Origin of the sequence: Bacillus cereus group sp. RP32, from assembly GCF_040459735.1 — a bacterium.
Lineage (GTDB): Bacteria > Bacillota > Bacilli > Bacillales > Bacillaceae_G > Bacillus_A > Bacillus_A wiedmannii.
In genome coordinates this window covers 1685612-1710538 of record NZ_JARVHO010000001.1, presented here as the reverse complement: position 1 = coordinate 1710538, position 24927 = coordinate 1685612, and the positions used below count along the sequence as shown (strand labels likewise).

Sequence of the window (24927 nt, the reverse complement as noted above, 5' to 3'; positions counted from 1 at the left end):
ATAGTTTCTGTTTTTTATTTCACCTCACAACAGTAAGATTTTTTATACTTTTTGCATGATAACTAAACCCTTGTAAAAAACACCGCTCATTTATTTCTTATACTCGTAATAAAATAAATAGAATGATTCATAGCCAATAATCATGTTTAAATTTATGAAAAATGGAGGTAACGGAATGTACCGAAGCAATTCAAATCATACATATAACGGACCTTCCAAAGCACTGCCTCTCTCCCTATTTGATGTAAAAAATGAATTAAAACAAAAAAGCAAACTCATACATTCTGGCACGATGTATAAATTAACGAAAGAAGATCAACTCATCATCAACAACATAAAAATACAAACAGAACAGCTAAATAAAAATAATGTGACAAGAACACGCGCATACTACCAATTTTACATTCAATATCCAGAAATACATTGGGCACTACTTGGGCATATGGTATCACGTAACGGCGGTTGGAATATGACTGATTTAAAGGGCGATTTATATACGAAAATTTTATCAGAGAAAGATCAAATCACATTCTTTTCTTTTTTAGAAAGAGGGAATTGGCTTATTTTCCAAGATGTATACCCTCAATTTTTACTTTATGAACAAAGTGTAAAAAGAGCACAAAAACTATTTCACCTTCTCCCTCACCTAAATGTTTCTACATTTATGGAAACGATGTGGAACGATTTTTGGAAAACAGGTAACAAAAAAACATTAGCCATTGCAACTATTATTAATGAACAACACTACTTAGAAAAAAGAGTAATTCAAAATATACAATTTAAAAAGACTGTACTTAATAGTATTGGATTTAAACTCTTTGATTTCTTTCAGTTTAATCATATCCTTTTCCCATTCTACGAAAATGATAAGAAACTCAAAGTATTACTATTTGGTGATACAATGAAACATTTCACTTCCTTACACGAACGAATCTTAATTGGAAAAAGGTTGTATTCCTTATTATTTCGAGACACACATGTTTTATCTCAAATAATAAGCTGGGCCCAGCACCATCCGCATACAGGATCAAGGAAAGATTACTGGCCTCATTTATTTTCAAGTGTGAATGAATCTTTTTCCCGCGAGTTTTATAAGCGGCGAATAAAGAAATGCCAGTTGCGTAGTGGTGCTTATCGTATATACAGTCCTGCACTCATCTATGCATGGCGAGATATGAAGCATGAAGAAGTTGACAATGAAGATTGGTTTACGGACTGGCAAGTTGTAAATTACTTAGTAGATAAGGAGGAAAATATAAATGGACAAATTACAGAAGACTACTGTAAAACACTCGAAACAATTGAGTTGGCAATTCTTGCAAAGAAAAACGTCCTCCTTCGAGAAGAAGAGTGATTTTCTAGCATTAACAGTTACAATCTTACTCTCTTCTATTATCGGAACTTGCTTAGATGCTTTCTTTGTTGCGAAACAAATGTATTCCTTTCCCGTTAGACCATTCCCATCCATATTTTCAGTTAACATTTGCTTTACTTTGTTTGTACTACCGATTTTAACAATGTTTTTCATTCAAATTTCAAAACCATTATCTGCAGTTTCTAGAGTTCTATTTATTATTTCAATAGGCATTTTTGCCAGCATTTTTGAACAAGTTGCTGAAAGATTCGGTTTCTTTATTCATAGCTTGGATTGGAATCATACATATTCTTTATTTGGCTATATGATTTTCTTTTCTTTTATTTGGAAAGTATATCATTTCATACAAAAATGAAGAGACCATAATCGATCTCTTCTTAAGCATAATCTTCGGTTATTGCTAATGATGCAGGATTTTGAAGGATTTTTGAACGTAAACGGTAGGCAACGATTTTCTTCTTATATTGCTTAATTACATCAACATGTTCCTCATGGCTATATAGAGAAAACCTAATCTCTTTATTCCCTTTCTTCGTGTTAATAACGATCGGTGTTCCTTCCCCGTGCGGTGGGAAATAATGTTTATCTAAAAATAAAGCCTCATTAAATTCATGAATAACTTGTAGTTTCATTTCTCCCTCTATATTTTTTCCATCTATCGATATAGAGGTATTCTCTTCTTCAAGTTTTTGATGCAATTCAAATCTACTAATAATTGATTCTACAACAGAAGTTGGCATACTAGAAACTAGTACTTTAAGAGCGCCAAAAATAAATAATGTAACTATAAACCATGTTGTCATTTTCATCATCTCCATTACATTTTAAAATATAAATTTCGTTCCATAAGGTATAAATATACTAATGAGTATTCCGGTTACAATCATCGTCACTGAACCAATCGTCGCCTCTTTCTCGCCTTCCTTCACGAGACGGCTCACACCAATAATATGTGATGCGCAGCCCATCCCCACCCCTTTTCCAATCGTACTTGTTATTCGGAAAAACTTAAGTACTGTTGGTCCGATAATAGCACCTGTTATTCCTGCAACAACTACAAAACTAGAAGTCATAGATGGAATACCACCAATTTGATCCGCTAATGAAATGGCGATAGGCATCGTCGCTAATTGCGGCAGTGTTGTTAATATGAGCTCCTTATCTATATTTAACATTCCGCCAATCACTACATTCATACTCGTTAAAGCCACTATACCTACCGCTACGCCGATAAGTATCGACAAAAAGTTTTTCATAAGTATATTTCGCTCTTTAAATAAAGGTATCGCTAACGCTACAATTGCAGGACTCAATAAACTGGAAAGAATATCTCCTCCATTTTCTCTATACTCATGATGCGAAATACCTAAAATCAAAAATAAGCAAATCATACTTGCTGTAACTGTTAACACCGGTAACGTAAATGGAAACGGGAATTTTTTATATAACTTTGTCGCCAATACATACATTACTACAGTAATAATAATTAAGACCATTTGCATCGTGCACCTTGTCGATTTTATTTTTTTGATGTTACTAATAATTGACTTATATACCCTGAAACAACCAAAGTTACCACCGTGCTTGCAACTACTAAAAGGAATGTAACACTCCCCTTACCGAAAAGAAAAGACCCGTATTCCATCAGCCCTGTTGTCGAAGGAACTAGAAATAACGGTAAAAATACGATTAACTTTTCCGCACCTTCCTCAAACCACTTTAATGGTAAAATACGAGTAGAAAGGATCAGAAACAGCATTAACATCCCTATTAAACTTCCTGGCATTGATAAATGGAATACTCCTTGAATCCACGTTCCAACTAAGCTAAATACATATAGCACGCCTACTTGCAGTAAAAGCGCCACGTACTTCATTTCTTTCCCTCATTTCAATATTACGCATCACTATTATGAGATCTCATTTAACGTTTCCGCAAACCTCGTAATTCCCAGTTGAAGTTGTTCGACATCTACTCTCCCAAAAGTAAAACGAATATATTCATTTTTAGTACCTAAAACACTTCCCGGGACAAACGCTACACCATTTCGTATAGATTCGCCTAATAAATGATATTCATCAAATGTTCCTTGCACTTTGCACCATAAATGTATTCCACCCTCTGGAACAAAAAATTCAACCTGGTCCCCTAATATTTCTTCAAGCTTTCTAATTAACACATCTCTTCTGTCTTTCAATTGCTCACGAAGCATTGTAATATGTGCATGAAAATCTTCTGATTCTAAAAATTGATTTGCCACCCACTGCGTAAATACACTATGGCCAAAATCAACTTGCTGTTTTGCATCCGCTAAACGTTCTATTACACGCGTAGGGCCAATTACCCAGCCAATACGTAATCCTGATGCAACAATTTTTGATAATGAACTTATATAAAGAACATTCCCGTTTTGATCCATTGATTTTAATGTAGGATTCACTTCTCCATTAAATGAAGTTAAACTATACGGATCATCTTCTACAATCGGTATACCAAATTCAGAAGACAGCTCTAAAACCTTTTTACGCCTTGCTAATGACAACACAGTTCCCGTTGGATTTTGATAATCTGGATTCAAAAATACCATACGAATACGATGCTTTTTATGCAAATCAATTAAGTCATCTGGATTCATTCCATGCTGATCAACAGGTAGATGGAATATTTTTAAGCCAGCAGATTTAAACATCGGCAATGAAAAACAATACGACGGATCTTCAATTGCAATCGCGTCTCCTGGTTTTAATAAGCATTGCACGATAAGGTTAAGTGCCTGTTGTGCGCCAGATGTAATAAGGATAGAATTCGAATCTGCTTCAATTTGTTTATATTGCTGAACATGTGCTGCAATTGTTTTTCTCAACATTTCATTTCCAAGCGGATGGTCATAACCGAGGTTTTCCATAAATGTTTTCTCCGACAAAATCATTCGGAATCTATCGCTCGGAATCAATTCTGGTGACAATTCACCACTCGCTAAATTAATTAAGTCGTCTTTTTGTGTTTCCGTTCTAATTTGTTGAACGAGTGGTACGTTAGGTAAGAACGATCCATCCTCCACGTACCTACCCCAGTTCGGTATTCGTTTATGTGAGACACCCCATATATCTGTATTGACCCTTGTTCCGCTTCCCTTTTGCCGTTCTACTACTCCAAGTGATTTTAATTCTTCATACGCAGCTACTATTGTACTCCGGTTCACCTGTAATTCTTTCGCTAACGTACGCTCAGAAGGTAACTTGCTGTCAGAAGGAAACTCACCTGAAGAAATACCCCTTTCCATATAATCCGCTATTTGTTTATATACAGGCGTCTTATCTGCACGATTTGGTTTCCATTCCACCTTGTTGCCCCCTCTCAAAACGAACTATCCTTGATTCCCTAATAACAGTATTAACTTTAATAATAGTATTAATTAATTACATGATTTAAAAATCTTTCTACCGTCATATTAAAGCTAGTCGGCTGTTCTAAATAAGGTAAGTGTCCACTATTTTTAAACTCAATAAAAGTTGTATTTTTCAAACGTCTTTCAAACTCTCTTACATATTTCTCGGGAACGAAATCATCATTTTCCCCTCTTATAATTAAAGTAGGACATGAAATATTTGAAAGAAACGGTCTTTGATCATAATCTACTAATTCAGCAAATAATCTTTGAATATGCACCGAATTAATAGACTGTAAAGATTGATAAAATCCCCTAACAATTACTTCATTATCTGCTACTCCCATCGCCTTCAATAATGTATCCGCCCATGTTTTTCCATTATCGTGTAAGCTAAGTAAATCATATACTTCAATTCGTTCTTTTCGACCTTCAGGCTCCAAATAGGGAAATGCATTTACAACAATTAAACTAGAAACAAAGCCTGGATATTGAATAGCAAAATCGATACCGACTCTAGCTCCTTTTGAAAGACCACACATAACTACTTTTTGTAGCTTTAAATAACTGCATAACCCATACAATACATTTGCATATTCTTTAAAAAGAATTTCCAGCCCTTCAGATTTCCCATGCCCCGGTAAATCAAGAGAAATCACCGTCCAATTCTCTTTGAAATATTGCCTTTGATATAGCCAATTGTTTGCGTTCCCACCAAGACCGTGTAATAACAATATAACAGGGCCCGATCCTTCTATATTGTAAGAAATTTTCCGATTCTTATATTCAAAATACATATTCATCACCTTCAGCTATAACGTCACTTGCTCTTATCTTTGAATGAATATATCCAAAATGGTTCCTTTTCTAACCACTCTACTGTTTCCGGTACACCTTCTTCATACTCTCTTTTTAGTTCCGTTACTTTCGTCGCAAATTGTGATGCATGTGCTTGCAATGCCTCTAATTTTTTGGGAACATATTCTTTCACTTCATTTTTAAAATGCGGAGGACCTATTTCCGCTTCATGATTCTTCGAAAAAGCTACCGCATAAAATGTTGGCCTTTTATATTCCGGAATATTAGCTAACGCCTCTGCTACCGCTTCTCCTGTTGCATCATGATCTGGATGAACCGCATATCCCGGATAAAAAGAAATAACTAACGAAGGATTCACTTCTTCTACACATTTTTGTATTACACGTCTTAACTCTCCGGGAGTTTCAAATTCAAGAGTTTTATCACGATATCCCATCATACGTAAATCTTTAATCCCTAAAATATTTGTAGCCCTCTTTAGTTCCGTCTCTCTTATAACATTTAATGATTCACGTGTTGCAAAAGGAGGATTCCCCATCGTTCTCCCCATTTCACCTAACGTTAAGCAAACATAAGTAAGAGGAACATTTCGCTGCGCATAAGCTAAAATTGTACCTGCCACGCAATATGACTCATCATCTGGATGCGGAAAAACAATTAAAACGTGGCGTTCATTTTTTATCAAAATCATACTCCTCCATCATATACAATATTAACTTTTTTCTTTCAAAACTATTAAATCACTACCGCATACCACGTTACCCCAACAAGTAGTACGAAAAGAAGAAGAATATAAATAGTTGATAAGTTTTTCACATTTCTCTTTGTAGACTTGCCGTAATTCTCCTCCACATTTCGTGCAACTAACACGGTCCCAAACAGGGATCCAATTACAATAATAACCACTAGTGAAATTGCAAAAATCATTGTATTTTCACCTCTCTAAAGACAATCTATTTTAATAAAGAACTTCCTCTTTAAAACTTTAATAACATACTACCTTTCTTCTCTTATCATAATAGATGTTTACAAAAAACGGACCAACCACTTTTGTGTTTTTTTGCTCATCCACTTTGAAAATGAAAAGCAACTGATCACTTTGGACTCAGTTGCTTTTCACACGATAAATTATTTTCTATTTTTATTTGAAATTAATTCGATTTAAAAGTTTAGTCTTTTCATAATGAAACATCGATTGAGATAACTCGAAAATTGTCCCGTTTACAAGACACACTGTATTTTCAATAAGAAGCGCCGGATCACCTTCATTTAATTCTAACAGCTGCGCGTTTTCTTTATTTACTTTTTCACAACTAATAACTTTATCGGCAAAGCCAATATTTAATCGTAAATCTTCAATGAAATAACTGTATACAGAGCTTAATGCTATTTCTTTATTCAAATATGGAATAATATCCTTTTTGAAATAACTTACTTCAATAGAGAATGGTTTACCATCTACAATTCTTAAACGCTTCAAAAAATATATCCTAGTTCCAGCTTCGCATTGCATCCGCTTTGCTATATCTTCGTCCGCATCTATTACTTCAAGCTCTAACACTTTCGTTTCAATATTTTGCGAAACGAGATTTTTCGTTAATCCACGTAAACTTCCTAAATTAATGTAATCTGTTACAGAAGTTTCACGTAAAAACATACCACTACCTTGCACTTGAAAAATATAACCTCTATTTACAAGCTGACTAATTACTTTACGTATCGTATTACGGCTTACTTCAAACCGATTCATCAAAGCTTCTTCTGTAGGTAGTTTTTTCGTTTCATTAAAAAGCCCATCTCGAATGTTTTGCTCTAACACATCTGCAATTTGTTTATACTTTGCACTCATACACTTTCTCCTAAAATACTCTTTTATCTGTTATAACTCTTCTCCTCTCGTTTCGATCACATGTTTATACCAATGAAACGAAAGTTTTTTCTTACGTTTTAAGTTATCATTATGATCGACAAAAATAAAGCCATATTGCTTTTTATACCCATTTAACCAACTTAATAAATCAATCACTGACCATGCATAATAACCTTTTAAATTGATTCCCTCTTCAATTGCACGCTTTATTACTTTTAAATGCTCTTCAATAAATTTAATTCTCGGAACATCTACAACTTCTCCTTCAATGATTGGATCTTCATCACCAAGTCCATTTTCCGTTACATACATCTTTATGTCACCATAACGCTCTTTCAACATATGCAATCCATCTAAGAAACCTTCGGGAGATATTTCCCATCCCCATTTTGTATATGTTTTATCATCCATTTTTACTGTGCGATAAAAACCATCAAAAGAAGGATTACCTGGAGCAAGTGTTGAGTTTTCTCGAGAATGCACATCACTCTTTATATCCATATCGTATCTTTCTACTCGTATTGGTTGATAATAATTCAAGCCAATAAAATCATTCTTTTCGGCATTTTGTTTAATGGTTTCTAATTCTTTAACCGTCCAATTAGGAGTCCACCCTTTTTCCTTTAATTGTTGAACAACATAAGGTGGATACTCACCTTTTAAAACTGGATCATAATACCAATACGTTTCATATTCATTCGCATGATTTGCTGCTAGTATATTTTCTTTTTCATCATCCACACTATAAGCAGGTAAGAAAACATGTGTAATCCCAATCTCCCCATATTGTTTCAGCTGCTTGTACACCGCAACTGTTTTCGCATGTGCATAAAATACATAATGAGTCGCTTGAAAATACTTTGGAACATCATTTTTTATTCCTGGTGGATGTGCACCTTTTAAATAGCCTAATCCACAAAACATTACTGTTTCATTAAAAGTAATCCAATGTTTCACTCTATCACCAAATGCTTTAAAGCAAATTTCGGCATACTTTACAAAAGCATCTGCTGTTCGTTTATTCGTCCACCCACCATCCTTTTCTAACGGTAATGGTAGATCCCAATGATATAAAGTGATAAACGGTACAATCCCGTACTTTAAACATTCATCAATTAAATTGTTATAAAATTTAATGCCTTTTTCATTTACCTCTCCATCTCCATTCGGCAATATTCTCGCCCAAGAAATCGAAAAACGATACGATTCCAATCCCATCTCAGCCATTAAACGAACATCTTCCTTATATCGATGATAATGATCAACCGCTACATCACCATTTGTTCCATTGTATGTTTTGCCAGGAATTTTTGAAAACTCATCCCAATTCGTAACACCTTTTCCATCCTCATTCCATGCACCTTCTACTTGATAAGAAGCTGAAGCAGCTCCGAATAAAAAATCATGTGGAAACTTCATAGTATATACCTCCATTTCATTAGAATAAATCAAATTCATTATTACATATAAAATTTATAGGTACAAATTTGAATGATTATTATATAATAAATTTCTGTTTTTCACTATAATTAAACATAGCATTCACACCATTTACAAAAAAAGAACCTATGAAGGTCCTTTTTCAAATTGTGCAACGCAGCACTATATTGAGTATCTTAAAGTTTATACTACTGATAAATGTTAACAAACTTATTCTTCAATAATGAATTGTGAAATTAGCATTTCTAAATTTTCGACTTTCTTTTTCATTTCATTAGATTTCGTCGTTATTTCTTGAATCAATGTGGCTTGTGCTTGAATTGATTGTACTGTTCGATTCGTTTCTTGTGCGACTTGTGTTGCAGTTTCAGAAACTATTGATAAAGAGGCATTCACTTCTTCTGTCCCAGCAGACATTTCTTCTGTAGCAGCAGACACTTCTTGAATTTGGGACGTTATTCTATTAATATCTTGCATAATAGATGAAAATGCGAGTTCTGCCTTATATGCTGCTTCTTTACCACCACTAGCCTGTTGTTGACCTTTTTTCATTACATGAACTGTATCCTGTGTATCTTGATGTATAAAACGTAATAAATTATTTATATCATTTACAGATGTTTTAGATTTCTCGGCCAGACCTCTTACTTCAGCTGCAACTACTGCAAATCCTTTTCCATTTTCTCCGGCGCGTGCTGCCTCAATTGCAGCATTTAAGGCCAGTAAATTCGTTTGTTCTGCAATATTAATAATAATATCTAGCGCTTCTTCAATTTGTTGTGTACGTGTAACAAGTCTATCAATGACCTTAGAAGTTTCTTCGACAACTTCATTCACACTATTCATTTGACGAATAGATTGTTTTATAACTTCACTACCAGAATTTGCTTGGTCTATTGTTGCAACAGCAACTTCAGCAACCATCGCTGAAGATTCAGCTACTGTTTGAACTCCAGTTGCAATTTCTTCCATCGCAGTTGAACTTTCTTGAATACTAGTCACTTGTCCCTCTATTTCTTTATTTATTTCAGAAGTAGTTCGAACAACCTCGTTTGATATATGTGCTGCCGTTTTTGTCTCTTGTAACATATTTTCAGTTGAAATAATCACTTCTTTTGCTGTAACCTTCACCTGACCGACTAATTGTTGCAAGTTATCTAACATACTATTAAAGGATTGTACAATATGGCCTAATTCGTTCTCGGATTTATAAGAAGTTCGAATTGTTAAATCTCCAGCAGATACTCGTTCCATATCTTTTTGTAATAATACAATTGGTTTTTTTATAGCATTTTTTATTATAAAACCAATAAAAATAATTATTATGATTCCAACACATGAAATAATTACAAATGTTATTATCGTATTTTTCACACTATTGATATTCTCTTTTTGTAGTTGTTCAGCCGCGGTATTATTATATAAAATAAGTTCACGAATAGACTGAATTGTTTTTCCCATATTAGGCTCAATTTCTTTTAAATAATAGCTATACGCTTCTTCATTATTAATCAGTCCCAAATCCTGTGCTTTCTTCATTTGTATTCTTAAATCTTTGAATTGACTTTGAAATGCATTATACAAGCCCTTTTCTTTATGAGAACTAATTCTAGTTTCAAATTGTTTTAATAACTCATCATTTTCTTTCCTAGTCTTATCCATTTCTGTTATTAGTTCTTTCATTCTTTTTTCATCTTTCGATATCATAATCTCCATAAAATTCATATTAACATGGTAAAAATTTGATTCTACAGTTCCTATCCATTCAATTGGTAATAGCCTTTCGTCATACATACTAGAAGATGTATTTTCACCTTTTTGAAGCCCTAAAAACCCTAGAGAAGATAACATGATACAAGCCAAACTCGATATAATGACTAACACATTTAATTTCGTTCCAATTTTACTATTTTTAATAAAAGACAACAAATCCACCTCATCTGTATATTATACTTATATGTTTTATATTACAATATAATTCGACATTTATCGACATTTTTTGTGTCAATTTTATAACTGCATTAAATTATTATATTAACTATATAAACCTATTCAAAGAACTTTGATTCTCATAATATCAAATACTAAAAAGTCTTATGGGAATTCCACAAGACTTTTAATAGCGTTACATTGTTTCTATGAGATTATGGTGAAACTTAAATTGACTTATTAGTTCTTATAACTTCTTGATAGAGAATCGGTGACCACTTATCACTAACATAATCTTGGATCACCCAACCAACTCTTTTTGGATCCTCTTGTTTAATATATGCCGCAATTTCGGGATTTATATAAGAGGCATAATAATATGGGCTATTCCATGCTGTACCACCAGAAGACAAGCTTGTAAAATTAACATATAGATGATTTAAATCCTCACTATTGTTCATCGTTTCCTTAATCGTATCTTTAATAGATTTTACTTTCACATCATAACTCTCTTTATATTTATCTTGTACTGTTACATTTACATTTTGATTTACAGTTGTCGTAAACGTCTCATTATCTGGCCAATAAAAATTATTATATCCTCCAGATTCATTACTACCACTATATCTTTTTAGTAGTACAATTTTCCCTCGAGCATCTCCAAGTTTTATATTTCCTTCTGTTTTTAAAAAGATAGGATCAACAAAATAATTTTTTTCAAACGTATTACTAAAGGAACCTTCTGCCCCTTTCATATCCTCATACTCTTTTTTTAAAGACATAATAATTGTTTCACTTGGGTTATCTTTTAAAAATTGTTTCGCTTCGTTTATGAATTCATGCAGTGTTACATAAAGATATAATGGCCCATGATGAAGAACTATCGTATTATCATCTGTTAAACGGCCTCTTATATCAAAAATACGAGCTCCATGATCCATTTGATAACGAAAATCATACTCTTGCGTCATTCCCCATACTTGCTTTATTGGATTTTGTAATTTAAACGTACCACTATCATGTGTTCCTGGAATTGAAATTCGTGCTAACGGGATGTTATCAGGTATAGGTTGCATCCATTTTGACCAATTTTCAAGTTCAATAACAGAGCTAGCTGCAACGACTTGCTTATCATGTAAAGCAAATACAGATGTGATAAATATCATACTACATATGAATAATTTCAAAATAAACTTCTTATTGCTCATTATTATTCCTCCTTTTTCTGTTTTATATCAAACTTATTGAATATAATATAAGCTAGTTCATAAAAAATAAATAACATTTTATCAATATGAAATATTGCATAGAAGTAAAGTTAAAAAATCATTCACATATACTGAATTAGAAAAATTTAAAGGAACTTCATCTGAAGTTCCTTTCGTTTATTTTATATTCAATATATATGAACCATCTTTATTCTCATACTTATAAACATATAAATAATATTTACCTGGCTTTGCATTATAAGTTCCTTTAACTACATTCCCTTCATTTTCACCATATGCTACATAGTTGTTTAAATCTGATTCATGATGAAGTACCCATGTCATTCCAATGTTTTGTTCATTTAGTAGAGAAATATTAATATTTTCTGGTGAGTCAATTTGGAAAGTAAATACATCTACCTTATCACGATTATATAGTGTTCCTTTCATTGGTGTATGAAAGTTAACTTTATTTGCCTGTCTACGTTCATTATTTGGTTCATTTTCTGTTACTTGTAACTCATTCCCACCGTTCAGTTCTCTTCGTTCATACCTTAAATCTACTAGTATAGACTTCAAATCTGGTAAAACACCAATTTTATCTGAAGATGGATCTTTAGATTTCGTTCCAGTGTTACGGTTACTTAATATCGTTCTTAATTCACTTGGTCTATATGGTTGTCCTAAATTTTCTTTAGCAATACTTTGTACTAAAGTCGCTGCTCCTGCGATAATGGGTGAAGCACTAGATGTTCCACTAAAGCTTGAAGTATAAAGATTTACAGCACTTCGACTTTGCTCGGCTGTAGTTGTATCTACATTTTCTCCCCAGCCGTACACATCAATCCGACTTCCATAATTTGAAAACCACATACGCTCATGAGGGAAAGATGAAGAGCCCGCGCCTACCATAATTGCACCTGAATCTTTAAAATCTTTACTATTACGATTTAAGACTTGTTTACCATTTCTATCTTTAAATTGATCTAAATCATTCCACCCATTTGCTCCAGCTTCTATAATGACAACACCTTTATCTGTACCAGCACGAATCGCATCAAAGATATCTGGTTGTATTTCAACAGGTAAATATTTATCACCATATCCATCAAAGGAAGCTTGTGCCTCTAATAATAAAACATCCCCAGCTTCTAACTGATTTACAGCACTTAATATTGCATCAGCTGTATTATACTGCCCGTTATCTCTTATTTGAGAAATCACTTTCGCTTTCGCTTTTGGCGCAATCCCAATATTCCCCACTTCATTATCTTCAGAGGATACAATTCCTAGTACAGACGTTCCATGTCCAACATGCTGATCTATATTTCTTCCAGACATTAATTCAATATTTTGATGTACTAAATCCTCATGATTTAATAGCCATCCATATTCCATATCAACAAAAGTTATACCATTTCCATTACCGCCTTGAACTCCCCAGGCGAAGGGCGCATTAATACCGTATGGTGCCGCATCAAGGTAACCTTGTTTTTTATATCTAGGATTGTTATTAGGATTAAAAGATACACTTAATGGTTGTACTTCCGGTGGCGTTATTTTTTCTTGTTTCTTCACATACACATCTTCTATTAAAGAAGATGTCTTTAACTTATCTACTAGTTCTTCTTCCTGCTCACCATTTTGAGTTTGAAGAATATAGTAGTTTAATAAACTTGTAGATATATTATTGGGTGCTTTCACTTCAAGGTTTTGTATTTGTTCCGGGCTTAAAGATGTGAATAAACGATTAAATGTTACATCTGGATATTCTGCAAAAAAATCTTCTAGTACTTTATCGTTCGTTTGAGATTGTATTTGTTTTTCAATACCATCTTCATATGGCAATTTCAAATCCGCTCTGAATTTTACAATGATTTGCTTATCTGTTTCTTGTTCTATCCCTAATTTACTCTGCTGTTCTACAGAATCAGCCTTTACACTATTGACCGTGTCCCCTATTCCTAAAAATATTGAAATAATTACAGCTGAAACAGATATTCTTTTAAATATATTCATTACATCACTCCTCCTATCAATAATATGTAATCATTATATTAATCTATAATGATTTTACTTATTTAACATATTCCCTTTCTACTAAATAGATTATAGTAATCAGCAATATGAACTTCAATGTATTTTCATATGCAATATTTCATATTCGGACTCTATACTACATAAATAAGAAACTTATGATGATTATTTATTTTATACGTGCTAATATACTTATATTAAAATATTATGTATAGACATTCTGAACTATATTACTTAACAATTTCACCTTATTTTTGCTAGGAGGATTTACAATGAAATTATTAAAAATAAAACATATAATCCCTATATCTGCAGCTGCAATTACATTCGTATGTCATCAAAGTACAGCTGAAGCATCTACCATTCATACAGTAAAAAAGAATGATACACTTTGGGGCATTAGTAAACAATACGGGGTTTCAATACAATCCATTAAACAGGCTAACAATAAAGGAAACGATCAAACCTTTATTGGTGAGCAGTTAAATATTCCAGGGTCCATGAATTCAAATGAAATCACCGTTCGTCAAAATGCCAAACCCAAACCTGCGAACATTTCTAGACAAATTATTTATCAAGTACAACAGGGAGATTCATTAGAAACGATAGCAAAGCGTTACAACGTTACCGTTCAATCTATAAAACAAATTAACAATACAGCCGGAAACAAGCTTTATACAGGACAACATTTAAAAATTAACTCAAGCATTTCAGAAAAAGAAAAAGACTTAATGGCACGCTTAGTTACCGCTGAAGCAGGTGGCGAATCTTATAAAGGTAAAGTAGCTGTAGCAAAAGTTATACTAAATCGTGTAAATGCAAAAGGTTTTCCAAATACAATAACAGGCGTTATTTATGAACCTATTAAATACGGGTATGCCTTTACTCCTGTTACAGATGGAAGAATTAATCAGCCTGCAAGCCCAGAAGCAAAAATGGCAGTAGAAGAAGCTATCTCCACAAATGGAATACATTCTGATTGGCTTTATTTTTACAATCCAAAAACATCAACAGACAAATGGATTACGACACGTCAAATAGTAGCAGTAATTGGTAACCACGTCTTCGCTAAATAACATATAAAAAACAGACCTTCTCACTTAAAAGGTCTGTTTTTTTATATGTAAGAATTTATTTATCATATGACATAGTGATCTTTGAAAACTATTTCTTCTTTTAAATAAAGACATTTATATTTACTTCATCACTCCGAAAAATTAAAGAAGCATCGAGTTCAAAAACTCCCTCTTTATTAATAAAAGCTATTTCTTAACTTCATAAAATTGTTATACACTAGAAAAATAAAAACAAACTATTCGTTAGCAGGTGAAAAAATATGTATGATGTTACAATTATCGGTGCTGGAGTAAGTAGCATTTTTATGGCTTATTCACTGACTAAAAGTAACAAAAAGGTTTTAATTCTTGATAAAGGTAAAACGCTAGAAGATCGCCATTGTCCTTTAGACGAAGGAAAAGTGTGTACTTGTACTACATGTGATAAATATTTCGGATTTGGTGGTTTAGGAAAATCTGAAGGGAAATTTAATTATACAAACGGATTTGGCGGAGAACTTGAGCAAAAAGTCGGTAAAGAAAGCTTTATTCAACTCATGGCTGAAGTAGATGAAATTCTATGTCAGTTCGGAGGAAGTTCTGTTTCAAAATACTCTACAGAAAATCCAAATCTCAATAAGAGAGCTGAAACGTGTGGTTTACAAATGCTAACAACAGAAGTAAGACATCTTGGTACTACCCTTTCAAGTGACATTTTTCAGCAGCTCTATGAATTTTTACTTACGAAAATAAATATTCAATTTCATATAGATGTACAACATATTATGAAACAGAAAGATCATTTTACAATAGAGACAAATGAAGGAATAGTTCAATCTAAGCAACTAGTGTTTGCAACTGGGCGTTCCGGAGCGGATTGGTTAAAAGAAATGTGCACTTCTCTAAATATTTCTCAGGAACAAACTCGTGTAGATTTAGGTATTAGAGTAGAGATGAAAGAACACCAATTACGTTCTATATTAAAAGATACATTTGAGACAAAACTTTCTTATGAGCATGAACAATTCACAGCAACTACGTACTGTATGAATCCGAAAGGACGCATCATTAGAAAGTACGAAGAAGGTTTAGTTATGCCTGACGGTCAAAATTTTCGAGAGGAAGGAACTGGCACACCTAACTTAAATTTCACTTTATTTATCCCGCGCTATTTTTCAACTCTCAAAGAAGCAAATGTATACGCAAGTTCAATTATTAAAAGCATTAACCAAGGACGAGATCGAATTGTTATACAGCGCTTAGAGGACTTACTAAATAAACAACCTACAACAGAGAAAGGCATGAAACATAACCGTATACAGCCTACACTACAAGGAGATTATGGCGATTTGCATACAGAAATTCCTCCATTATATATTGAAGGGCTTAAAGAATTTTTATTACGTTTAGAACAATTCATCCAAGAACCGATCGATAAAGATACTTTATTATATGGAATTGACGGAAAATTCTATGCTCCTACGATAAAAATAAATAACCATTTTGAAACAAGTGTGCATGGACTATTTTTAGTTGGAGATTGTTCAGGCGTCACTCATTCATTATCTCAAGCTGCTGCAAGTGGTTTGTATGTTGGAAAATATTTATCTCATATTTAATTTCTTTCATTAAGATAGCAATCAAATATTTTAACTTCCATAACGCTTTATTTATGTACCTTGTCCTTCCCCCGCTAATGATTATCCCACCAAAAATCGGGATTTTACGAGATACATATTTAACATAACTATGTATGGTAAAACTATCGACATTCAATTCTAACAAATTGAATGTCAACAGTTTTAAAAGCCTCTATTCATTTCCACTTTCATTTGTTCGATATTTTGTAACATCATCATAGTGTTTAATATGTTAGGATGTCTATAAGTATTTTTTACTACAACTATGACTTTTTCTGTTCTATTTCCAAAAATAGATTTGCGCTTTAAAATTCCCTATTGTACGTATATGAATACTTCATATTGTTACCTTTAGAAACCATTAAATGGTTCATTACACTCTAATAGTTATGAAAATATAATATATAACTCAAGTTAAATAAATCGTATAAAGAAGGTGTAAAAATGAAAAATAAAATTAATTTACAAATGCAAAATATAAGCTTTGTTTTAATAATTGCGTTAGCAGTATGGTTAAAAACATATCTTATTACAAGATTCAGTTTTGATTTAAAAATTGAGTCTTCTACACAAGAGCTTATTTTGTTTATTAGCCCTCTCGCTGCATCATTAACTTTTGTCGGATTAGCATTATTTGCAACCGGTGAAAAGCGAAATTATATAGCGCTATGTATTAATCTCTTATTAACAATCGTACTTGTTGGGAATGTAATGTTCTATGATTTTTATAGTGATTTCGTTACGTTACCAGTACTTGGACAAACATCAAACTTTGGCCAATTAGGCGGCAGTATTATAGAAATATTGAACTACAAAATTATTCTCGCATTCGTAGACATTATTTTCTTCTTTATTTTGTTAAATAAGAAGGCACTAGTCTTCCAAACCGGACGTGTAACTCATCCGGCACGCTTCGTATATTTTCTTTTAACGATTGGTGTATTTTTTACGAATCTACACCTTGCAGAAAAAGAGCGCCCTGAACTATTAACGAGATCATTCGACCGAGTCATGCTTGTTAAAAATTTAGGACTATACACTCATCAAATATATGATTTAACACTGCAAGTAAAAGCAGGATCACAAAAAGCACTTGCTGATAGTAGTAAATTACAAGAAACTGAAAGCTACGTAAAGGCAAACCAAAGTGAGCCAAACCCTAACATGTTTGGTGCAGCGAAAGGAAAAAACGTAATTGTTGTCACTCTTGAATCCCTGCAAACCTTTTTAATAGGCGCATCAGTTAACGGTCAAGAAGTTACACCATTCTTGAATGAATTCATCAATGAAAGCTATTACTTCGATAACTTTTTCCACCAAACTGGGCAAGGAAAAACGTCCGATTCTGAATTTCTAATCGATACGTCGCTGTATCCATTAAATCGAGGAGCTGTATTTTTCACGCACGGTAACAATGATTATACTGCGACTCCAGAAATTTTACGTCAACAAGGTTATTTCACTTCTGTATTCCATGCGAATAACGCAACATTTTGGAATCGTAACATTATGTACTCTGCTCTCGGTTATGATCGTTACTATAATGAACTTGATTACAAAATTACGCCCGAAACAAATTTAAATTGGGGATTAAAAGATATCGAATACTTTGATCAATCAGTAGATATATTAAAAACTGTGGACCAACCATTTTACGCTCGTTTCCTTACTTTAACGAACCATTATCCATTTACTTATGATGAAGATACAAAATTCATTGAACCATACAACTCTGGTAATGGCGTATTTGATCGTTATATCGTAACAGCACGTTACTTAGACGAATCAATTAAAAAATTTATTGAGCGTTTAAAAGCCGAGGGAATGTATGATGATTCTATTATTGTGTTGTATGGTGATCATTATGGTATTTCTGAAAAACACAATCGTGCAATGGTACAGTTTTTAGAAAAAGATCAAATAACAGAATTTGATACTTTAAATTTACAACGCACACCTTTATATATTCATATGCCTGGCCAAACAGAAGGTCAAACGATTTCAAAACCTACGGGGCAAATCGATATAAAACCTACTATTCTAAATTTATTAGGGATTAATACTACGAACGATATCCGTTTTGGTCATGATATGTTTTCAGATGAATATACCGGTTTTGTTGTTTTACGTGATGGTAGCTTTATTACAAACAAGTATGCATACACAAACAACACTTTCTATGACCGCATAACAGGTGAAATTGTAGATTTACCAAAAAAAGAAGCACAAGCACTCATTAACCGTGCACAAAATGAATTACGAATGTCTGACAAAATTATTGAAGGCGATTTATTACGTTTCTCAGAAAGTAATAAAATTAAAACTGGCGAAGTACAAACTAAAATTAAAGAGACTGAAAAATAATCTAAATATGAAAGGGAGCAACTGTAATAAGTTGCTCCCTTTTACTATCGTATAACATATGATGCAATGTATAAAAACCTCGTATATTTTACTTTTATTCTACGCTTGTTTCTAAAGTTACATCTGTATAGGTATGATCATCACCTATATTTAAAATTACTTCACATTGACGTAATCTCAATTCAAAGAGCATGATAGAATCATGATAAACTTCAGGTTGTGATTTCATCTTATGTAACATCTCTTGTTTTTCTTGTATTTCTAAATGAGTATTTTCTACAGCTTGTTTCAAGGAGTTAAATGGATTCCTAAAGAATATGTTAATATCCCGCTCTTGCGTGTTTTCAAATAGCTCAAATTGCAAGAAAAATTTCTTCATAATAGAAGCCGTTACCTCAGTATAATCTTCATTTTCTACATACTGTTTGTATTTGTTATATAGCATACCTTTGTTTTTAGGAAGAACTCCAAATAATTTACCAGCACTTTTCAGTAAAAATTGTGCTGGTGTAAAGCGACGTAAAATATTTACTTCATCCAGTTGTATTCTAGTCGTCATTCTGTCAGTATCTCTGCGCCAGTCATCAAGCACTTTAAAATCACATTCTAACTGTATTCGATTTTCTCCAAATAAAGAATTAAGTCCTTCACTAAGTTCTTCTAAGTACGATTGACTTTGAAGGAGCTCATTATTAGAAATCGCAATCCAATTTTTCATAGAAAGAGCAAAATTAGGTAATACAGTTTGTTCTAAATATTTATGTACTCTTTCATTCATCGCTTTATTTAGTTCCGTATCAATGTGCCCGAAATCGCTTTCTTCACTAATTAAATCCGAACAACTCTGTAATATCTTCGGAATATTTTCAGTAAGTTCATTCGTAATTTCCATTTTCATTGTGCGATATGATTTTGTAATGAAATGAATTTTTTCCTTCTCAAAAGTAGTAAGATTATTAATGCTACCATTTAGTTTCACTAGCATATCTTCATTCCAATGAATAGAATCCACTAAATTGTTTTCTTTCTCAACGCGTTTATCCAATAGATATGTAATTGTTTTTCGAATGAAAAACAATAGCTTTTCCGTACGTTCTACATCAACATTTTTATGATTAAAGTTAAAATGAATAAACTCAGTTAAATCATTTAATTGTTGACTACTTGTATATAACGAAGAGTAAGGGAAAATTCTCGCATGCGGGAAATATGTGTTTATTCTCGCTTGCGTATCATGTAATACTCTTTTCACTTCTGCATCACTGTAAATGTTATCGATTTTATTTAATAAGAAATGAATTTGTAAATTTGGTGTATATTCTTGAATGCTTAATAGAATATCACGTTCTTTGTCAGTAAAAGGTGAATCCGCATTCAATACGAATAGTAATTCGTCTACAGAATTTAAATATTCGAATACCTCATCTCTAGTATCGTTATTCCTATTAAATCCAGGTGTAACTACAAATGTAAGTTTATTTTCACTTAAAAATCTGCATGGTAATTTAAATTCAACACATGCTCTATCTCTATATGTTTGATGGTGCTGAGACATCATATTATGGTAATCCGAGACATCTTCAGTTGTTGTAATTGCTAAGTCTGTTATGGCGTTAATTTCTGTATGCGCATCATTTTTTAAAACTACTACATTTGAAATTGATTTTTCTAATATATTTTCTCCTAATATAGAGTTAATAAATTTAGTTTTTCCGTTTCCTGAAGTTCCCGTTACTAAAATGCGATTTGTGCTTAAATCTGCGAGCTCTCCAACTAACCATCTAAATCGGTGACCCATTTCTATATTATGCTTTTGTGCCCACTCTGTAATAGATTCAAAAAGATGCAAACTATACTCTAAGCCGTTCACATGATTAATAGAATATAACAACAGGTTTTCAGCATGTTTTATATTTGCTGAATCTATTTCGGAAGGGAAAATCTCATCCCATGCCAATACAGCTGCAGATGGAAATACAGCATAAGATGGATTGACAACCTTTAACCAATTTGTTAACAAGTTTGGAATGATATCGTGCAATTGTTTAAGCATATATTGACCTTGAATTAATTCAAAGTATGTTCCTTCGTAAAGAGAAGAAATTTTGTCCCATATATCGGACGAATGTATTTCAATATGTAAGAAAAATTCATTTATTGTGTTAAGCCATGATAAGTAATTTTGTTCGTTTTTATAACTATTCCAAAGTGATGAAACCATTTGCGTAAATTGTACTTGATCTACATTATTTAACGTAACTAATACTTCATAAAAATAATCTGGTGAAATATGTTTAGTAAATCTTTTATCGATATATCCTTTTAAAACCTCAAACCACGGATAAGATTCTGTTCGAATTAACTCATTCACAGCAAGCTCTACTGCACTATCAAAATCTTGCTGCTCCTCATAAAAGGAACGGGCAATTTTTGTGACATTTGGATAATCCGGATTTAAAGAAACTGCTTCTTTAATAACAGCGAAAGCAGAGTCAAAATTATTTTGCTCTATGTAAAGAGAAAGTAATTGTAATCTAATCTCCGTCATCAATATTATATTATCAGTAGTAATGGAAGTATAAACATTTTCAGCAACTGGTAATTGATTAAGCTCGAAATAAGCATCGGCAATATTTTTTTGTGCCCATGGTTCTAATTCATTACTAACTTTCTCCCATTTAAAAATAGCTGCTTCAAAATCTTGATGGCGATAATAAAATTCACCTTGTGCAAAACGAATGTAAGATCCATCAGAAATCTCATTTCTTTCTTCGTTTACATAAGCTTCTCCAAGTACGTCAAGAGGTGATTTTGTTTCATTCTCCATTAGGAATGTTTCATAATACATCTTTTTTATTAATTGTTTTTCTACTCTCATCTTTTCCCCCACTATATCTTGAAAATACATTTTTAAGATATGTCAATACTTTTTGTATGTATGCTTTTTATCTTAACAAAGAATATCTTTTGGAAAATTTCATTTTCCTTTCATTTTTCAAGTTAGATTGAATTTTTATGAGAAAAGTTTCAGTTTTTTTTCAATTTCCTTTCAGTTATGAAACAGCATTAAATGTTCCTAATAACCTAATAACACTATAATCTCCCGCATTATATTATCAGGAAAATTCTATATAAACCTATATTATAAAAACAATTTATAACGAATATATATGCAATATTCCCTTCCCTAATAAAAGAAGCATTATCATATATTTCCTCACATTGTTTTCCTTTGAAATATTTCAGTAGTTACGTAATTTAATTGCATTAACCTCTATAAATAACTAGTCCAAAAAAAATCTATATGCATATCATGTTATAGTAAAGAATTCAGGAAATCCTAAAAGGAGGCATTTTCATGTTTGAAGATAAATCTAAAATAAATTACCCATATGAATTTACTGAAACTACAACAATCCCGCTAAAAAACCCCATCAATAAAACTTTCAAAAACGGCTCTGGTACACATACTTTCCCAATTAAAAAACACTATAAAGAACAGGTGTTATATACGGAAAAAATTAATAATAATAAAAACAAATAACCTTATAGGCCCTTATAACAATTAATCGAATAAGAATCTATATTAGACCTTGCATAGTTATAGGTAATAAATAAATTTTTCTTATACAACTCATGTACTTTTAAAAAGTGCTGATATACAGCGCTTTTTTATACATAGATAATAGAAGAACAAAAAAGGTATGGATAGTTTCCATACCCTTTTTGTTCTTTACTATTTATAAATAAAGTACGCCCATATTTATTTTACCTAGTAGCACTTTAATGGCTCCTCTAGAAAAAATAAAAACTAGTTTAATTAAAAATAAGTTTCTTAGCCAATGCTCCTACTAGCATATTTTTACTCGTTGGAGTCATTGAAAAAAGGAGTAACTTTATGATAAATCACAAAGTTAAAGAAGCACCCAAGAATTATATTGGCCATTATTGCTTTATTATATATATTTAAAAATTTACTAAAAGTTGTTTCAAAGCTACTTAGTTTTCGTCAACTCCCCCACTGAGATGAATCGTTTCAGTGGGGGCTTGAGTTCGAACGCTAGGTCTTTTCGTCTATCGCTAGACAGTTGACGCTCTAGCATCCATGCCACCTTATGGTGACACCCCAAGTATGTTTTTGGTTGGTACTGGCAACGAACGATTGCTTTCCCACTTGCACCACCCTTTCAAAAAAGAGCAGTTCTTCCTTATGGAAGAAGCCACCACTCAGATGACTCTGGCGTGTGCTACAAGCCCCGACAAGTTGAGTACACATGGATGGTTGACGCACCCACTAAGCTATGCGCGAAGCAACGGCCTTACGTTTTTGCACTTCTAATAGAATCGGCGTTTTCACTTTAAGATTTTCATCCAATTCTACAACTCTTGACTTTTGCAATGTATTCAATGCACCATTAATATCAGCATGGATACATGTTCCTGCTTTACTTTGGTACAGACCACGATTCATTCGTTTGCCACTAAAACGATAATGCGTCCTCTCATCCTTAGACCAAACTGGAACCGGATCTTTATCAAGAAAACTAGCTTTTGAAGTATAGCTTTCTTCTTGTTTTAAAAATCGTATACCTTCTTTTATACATTTATTCTCAATTGCCGCAATCAGTTTATGGAATGGGATTTGAACAAACTTTTGATTATTCTTTTTTCCCATATCAGATTTTTGTTTCCAACTAGCGTTATAGCCTATGACAATCGTATCTATGCCAAATGCTTTCACTTTTTTGAACAACAGGCCTACAGTTTGTGAAATGTAACCATTTATTTGTCGTTCTCGTTTATGCCAAAGTGCAGCCATTTTATTCGTTACAACACGTTTTGGAATTCCATTGTCCATATTTTTCAGTTGCAGATTTCGTATCATTTTGTTGAAGTATTGGTTTATGGATTTTAATTTTTTTCCATCAATTAAGAAAGTATCGCCTGTATTTGTCACGCAACTTACTAATCTGTCTACACCTAAATCGCAACTCAAAACGTTACTCGTAGTCGTGGATTGTTTCTTCATTTGAGAAATATGCATTTCATATGTATAATGCACTTCAAAGAACCGACCTTTTTGCTTCGGTACAATCTCAATGTAGGAGATTTTTTTATTTCTTAAGTTTTTCGGCATACGTATTTTAATGGAACCGAATTTTTTTCTAAATGCCACACTCATTGGAATCATCCAATACCCGTTCTCATCCACTTTTGGAACTTGATAGATTTCAATGATTCGTTTGTCAGTAGAACGAGAATAATTCGGAAACTTATGACGCTCTATGAACTTCTCAGGATTTTTCTTCCACTGTTCCCATGCTTTAAAAAAGCTCTTCACTTCTGTAAATAAGGCTCTACGAATAGCCTGCACAGAGTTTGATTGCATGCCCCAGTAATTCAAATCGGCTTGCATAGCAGTGTCAACTTCTTTTATAGTAGCCATTTTATTATGGTTCAAGTAACTTTGTTTTATCGTGTACAATCCAACATTCCGCAATGCTTTTGAACTATGTGACATGCGTTGCAGTAAGCGGAATTCTTTAGCTGTGAGGCAAGCTCGTCCGATATTTTGTTTCTGCGTGAATCGTTGTATATTTTCTCTTTTCTTTTGTTTACGTAATACTTTCACTGTTTTCTTTCTAACCATTGTTTTCACCACCTTTCTCAGAGAGTTCATTAAACTTATTCATTACTTTTGGTGCAAGTAACCAAAAGTAATGAATATTATCCAATTTCGTTATCTTAAGATATATTCCCTCCTTATCTAAGGGCAGATTGTATCGTAAGACAAAAAACAAA

The 24927-nt window shown here is 32.7% G+C and carries 20 protein-coding genes; 6 read left to right on the top strand and 14 right to left on the bottom strand.

All coding sequences use genetic code 11. The features are described 5' to 3' along the window. The first annotated feature begins 175 nt into the window (after positions 1-175). Together QCI46_RS08925 and QCI46_RS08920 are read left to right on the top strand one after the other, a co-directional pair. Positions 176-1354, top strand: a complete 1179-nt coding sequence (locus tag QCI46_RS08925; RefSeq protein ID WP_327958725.1) for a DUF2515 domain-containing protein — start codon at positions 176-178, stop codon at positions 1352-1354. After that, positions 1317-1730 (top strand): CBO0543 family protein, encoded by a 414-nt coding sequence (locus QCI46_RS08920; protein ID WP_353839981.1) that lies wholly within the window; start codon positions 1317-1319, stop codon positions 1728-1730. The genes QCI46_RS08925 and QCI46_RS08920 overlap by 38 nt, the downstream gene beginning before the upstream one ends. Before the next feature lie 22 nt (positions 1731-1752). Here the strand turns inward: QCI46_RS08920 and QCI46_RS08915 are convergent, their stop codons facing one another. The 12 genes from QCI46_RS08915 to QCI46_RS08860 form a co-directional block, all read right to left on the bottom strand. After that, complete coding sequence (locus tag QCI46_RS08915; protein ID WP_098093347.1) at positions 1753-2178, bottom strand: YfmQ family protein; 426 nt, start codon at positions 2176-2178, stop codon at positions 1753-1755. Between the two features lie 21 nt (positions 2179-2199). Further along, positions 2200-2871, bottom strand: a complete 672-nt coding sequence (locus QCI46_RS08910) for an LrgB family protein (protein ID WP_353839979.1) — start codon at positions 2869-2871, stop codon at positions 2200-2202. A 23-nt stretch (positions 2872-2894) separates the two neighbouring features. Further along, entirely contained in the window at positions 2895-3251 is a 357-nt protein-coding gene (locus tag QCI46_RS08905) for a CidA/LrgA family holin-like protein (protein WP_353839978.1), read from the bottom strand. Between the two features lie 33 nt (positions 3252-3284). Further along, entirely contained in the window at positions 3285-4718 is a 1434-nt protein-coding gene (gene pdxR, locus QCI46_RS08900; RefSeq protein WP_353839977.1) for a MocR-like pyridoxine biosynthesis transcription factor PdxR, read from the bottom strand. Positions 4719-4786: 68 nt separating this feature from the next. Further along, positions 4787-5560 carry an alpha/beta fold hydrolase gene (locus QCI46_RS08895; protein ID WP_353839976.1) on the bottom strand — a complete coding sequence of 258 codons (774 nt, stop codon included), beginning with the start codon at positions 5558-5560 and terminating at the stop codon, positions 4787-4789. 23 nt (positions 5561-5583) lie between these two features. Then, positions 5584-6264, bottom strand: a complete 681-nt coding sequence (bshB2, locus tag QCI46_RS08890; RefSeq protein WP_137015124.1) for a bacillithiol biosynthesis deacetylase BshB2 — start codon at positions 6262-6264, stop codon at positions 5584-5586. Positions 6265-6317: 53 nt separating this feature from the next. Beyond that, positions 6318-6509 carry a hypothetical protein gene (locus tag QCI46_RS08885; protein WP_000575326.1) on the bottom strand — a complete coding sequence of 64 codons (192 nt, stop codon included), beginning with the start codon at positions 6507-6509 and terminating at the stop codon, positions 6318-6320. A gap of 214 nt (positions 6510-6723) precedes the next feature. Further along, entirely contained in the window at positions 6724-7431 is a 708-nt protein-coding gene (locus QCI46_RS08880; RefSeq protein WP_046956514.1) for a GntR family transcriptional regulator, read from the bottom strand. Positions 7432-7461: 30 nt separating this feature from the next. Further along, the gene (locus tag QCI46_RS08875; protein ID WP_353839975.1) at positions 7462-8871 is read right to left on the bottom strand and encodes a glycoside hydrolase family 1 protein; all 1410 of its coding nucleotides are present in this window, start codon (positions 8869-8871) and stop codon (positions 7462-7464) included. A gap of 231 nt (positions 8872-9102) precedes the next feature. Beyond that, the gene (locus tag QCI46_RS08870) at positions 9103-10818 is read right to left on the bottom strand and encodes a methyl-accepting chemotaxis protein (RefSeq protein WP_353839974.1); all 1716 of its coding nucleotides are present in this window, start codon (positions 10816-10818) and stop codon (positions 9103-9105) included. 230 nt (positions 10819-11048) lie between these two features. Further along, positions 11049-12029, bottom strand: coding sequence for a phosphatidylinositol-specific phospholipase C (locus tag QCI46_RS08865; protein ID WP_353839973.1), 981 nt, complete (start codon positions 12027-12029; stop codon positions 11049-11051). A gap of 177 nt (positions 12030-12206) precedes the next feature. Next, positions 12207-14048: a S8 family peptidase gene (locus QCI46_RS08860; RefSeq protein ID WP_353839972.1), complete on the bottom strand. Its 1842-nt coding sequence runs from the start codon at positions 14046-14048 to the stop codon at positions 12207-12209. A gap of 290 nt (positions 14049-14338) precedes the next feature. On the opposite strand from QCI46_RS08860, the gene QCI46_RS08855 reads away from it, so the two are divergent. The 3 genes from QCI46_RS08855 (at position 14339) to QCI46_RS08845 (ending at position 19125) form a co-directional block, all read left to right on the top strand. Further along, positions 14339-15142, top strand: coding sequence for a cell wall hydrolase (locus QCI46_RS08855; protein ID WP_353839971.1), 804 nt, complete (start codon positions 14339-14341; stop codon positions 15140-15142). 260 nt (positions 15143-15402) lie between these two features. Further along, positions 15403-16740 (top strand): NAD(P)/FAD-dependent oxidoreductase, encoded by a 1338-nt coding sequence (locus QCI46_RS08850; RefSeq protein ID WP_097889685.1) that lies wholly within the window; start codon positions 15403-15405, stop codon positions 16738-16740. A 465-nt stretch (positions 16741-17205) separates the two neighbouring features. Continuing rightward, positions 17206-19125 (top strand): LTA synthase family protein, encoded by a 1920-nt coding sequence (locus QCI46_RS08845; RefSeq protein WP_353839970.1) that lies wholly within the window; start codon positions 17206-17208, stop codon positions 19123-19125. A gap of 94 nt (positions 19126-19219) precedes the next feature. Here the strand turns inward: QCI46_RS08845 and QCI46_RS08840 are convergent, their stop codons facing one another. After that, positions 19220-22003, bottom strand: coding sequence for a dynamin family protein (locus tag QCI46_RS08840; RefSeq protein WP_353839969.1), 2784 nt, complete (start codon positions 22001-22003; stop codon positions 19220-19222). Positions 22004-22483: 480 nt separating this feature from the next. On the opposite strand from QCI46_RS08840, the gene QCI46_RS08835 reads away from it, so the two are divergent. Next, positions 22484-22669: a hypothetical protein gene (locus tag QCI46_RS08835; RefSeq protein ID WP_000461129.1), complete on the top strand. Its 186-nt coding sequence runs from the start codon at positions 22484-22486 to the stop codon at positions 22667-22669. A gap of 750 nt (positions 22670-23419) precedes the next feature. Here QCI46_RS08835 and QCI46_RS08830 read toward each other — a convergent pair. Beyond that, on the bottom strand, positions 23420-24775 hold the full coding sequence (locus QCI46_RS08830) for an RNA-guided endonuclease TnpB family protein (protein WP_353839967.1): 1356 nt from the start codon (positions 24773-24775) through the stop codon (positions 23420-23422). Between the last annotated feature and the right edge of the window lie 152 nt (positions 24776-24927).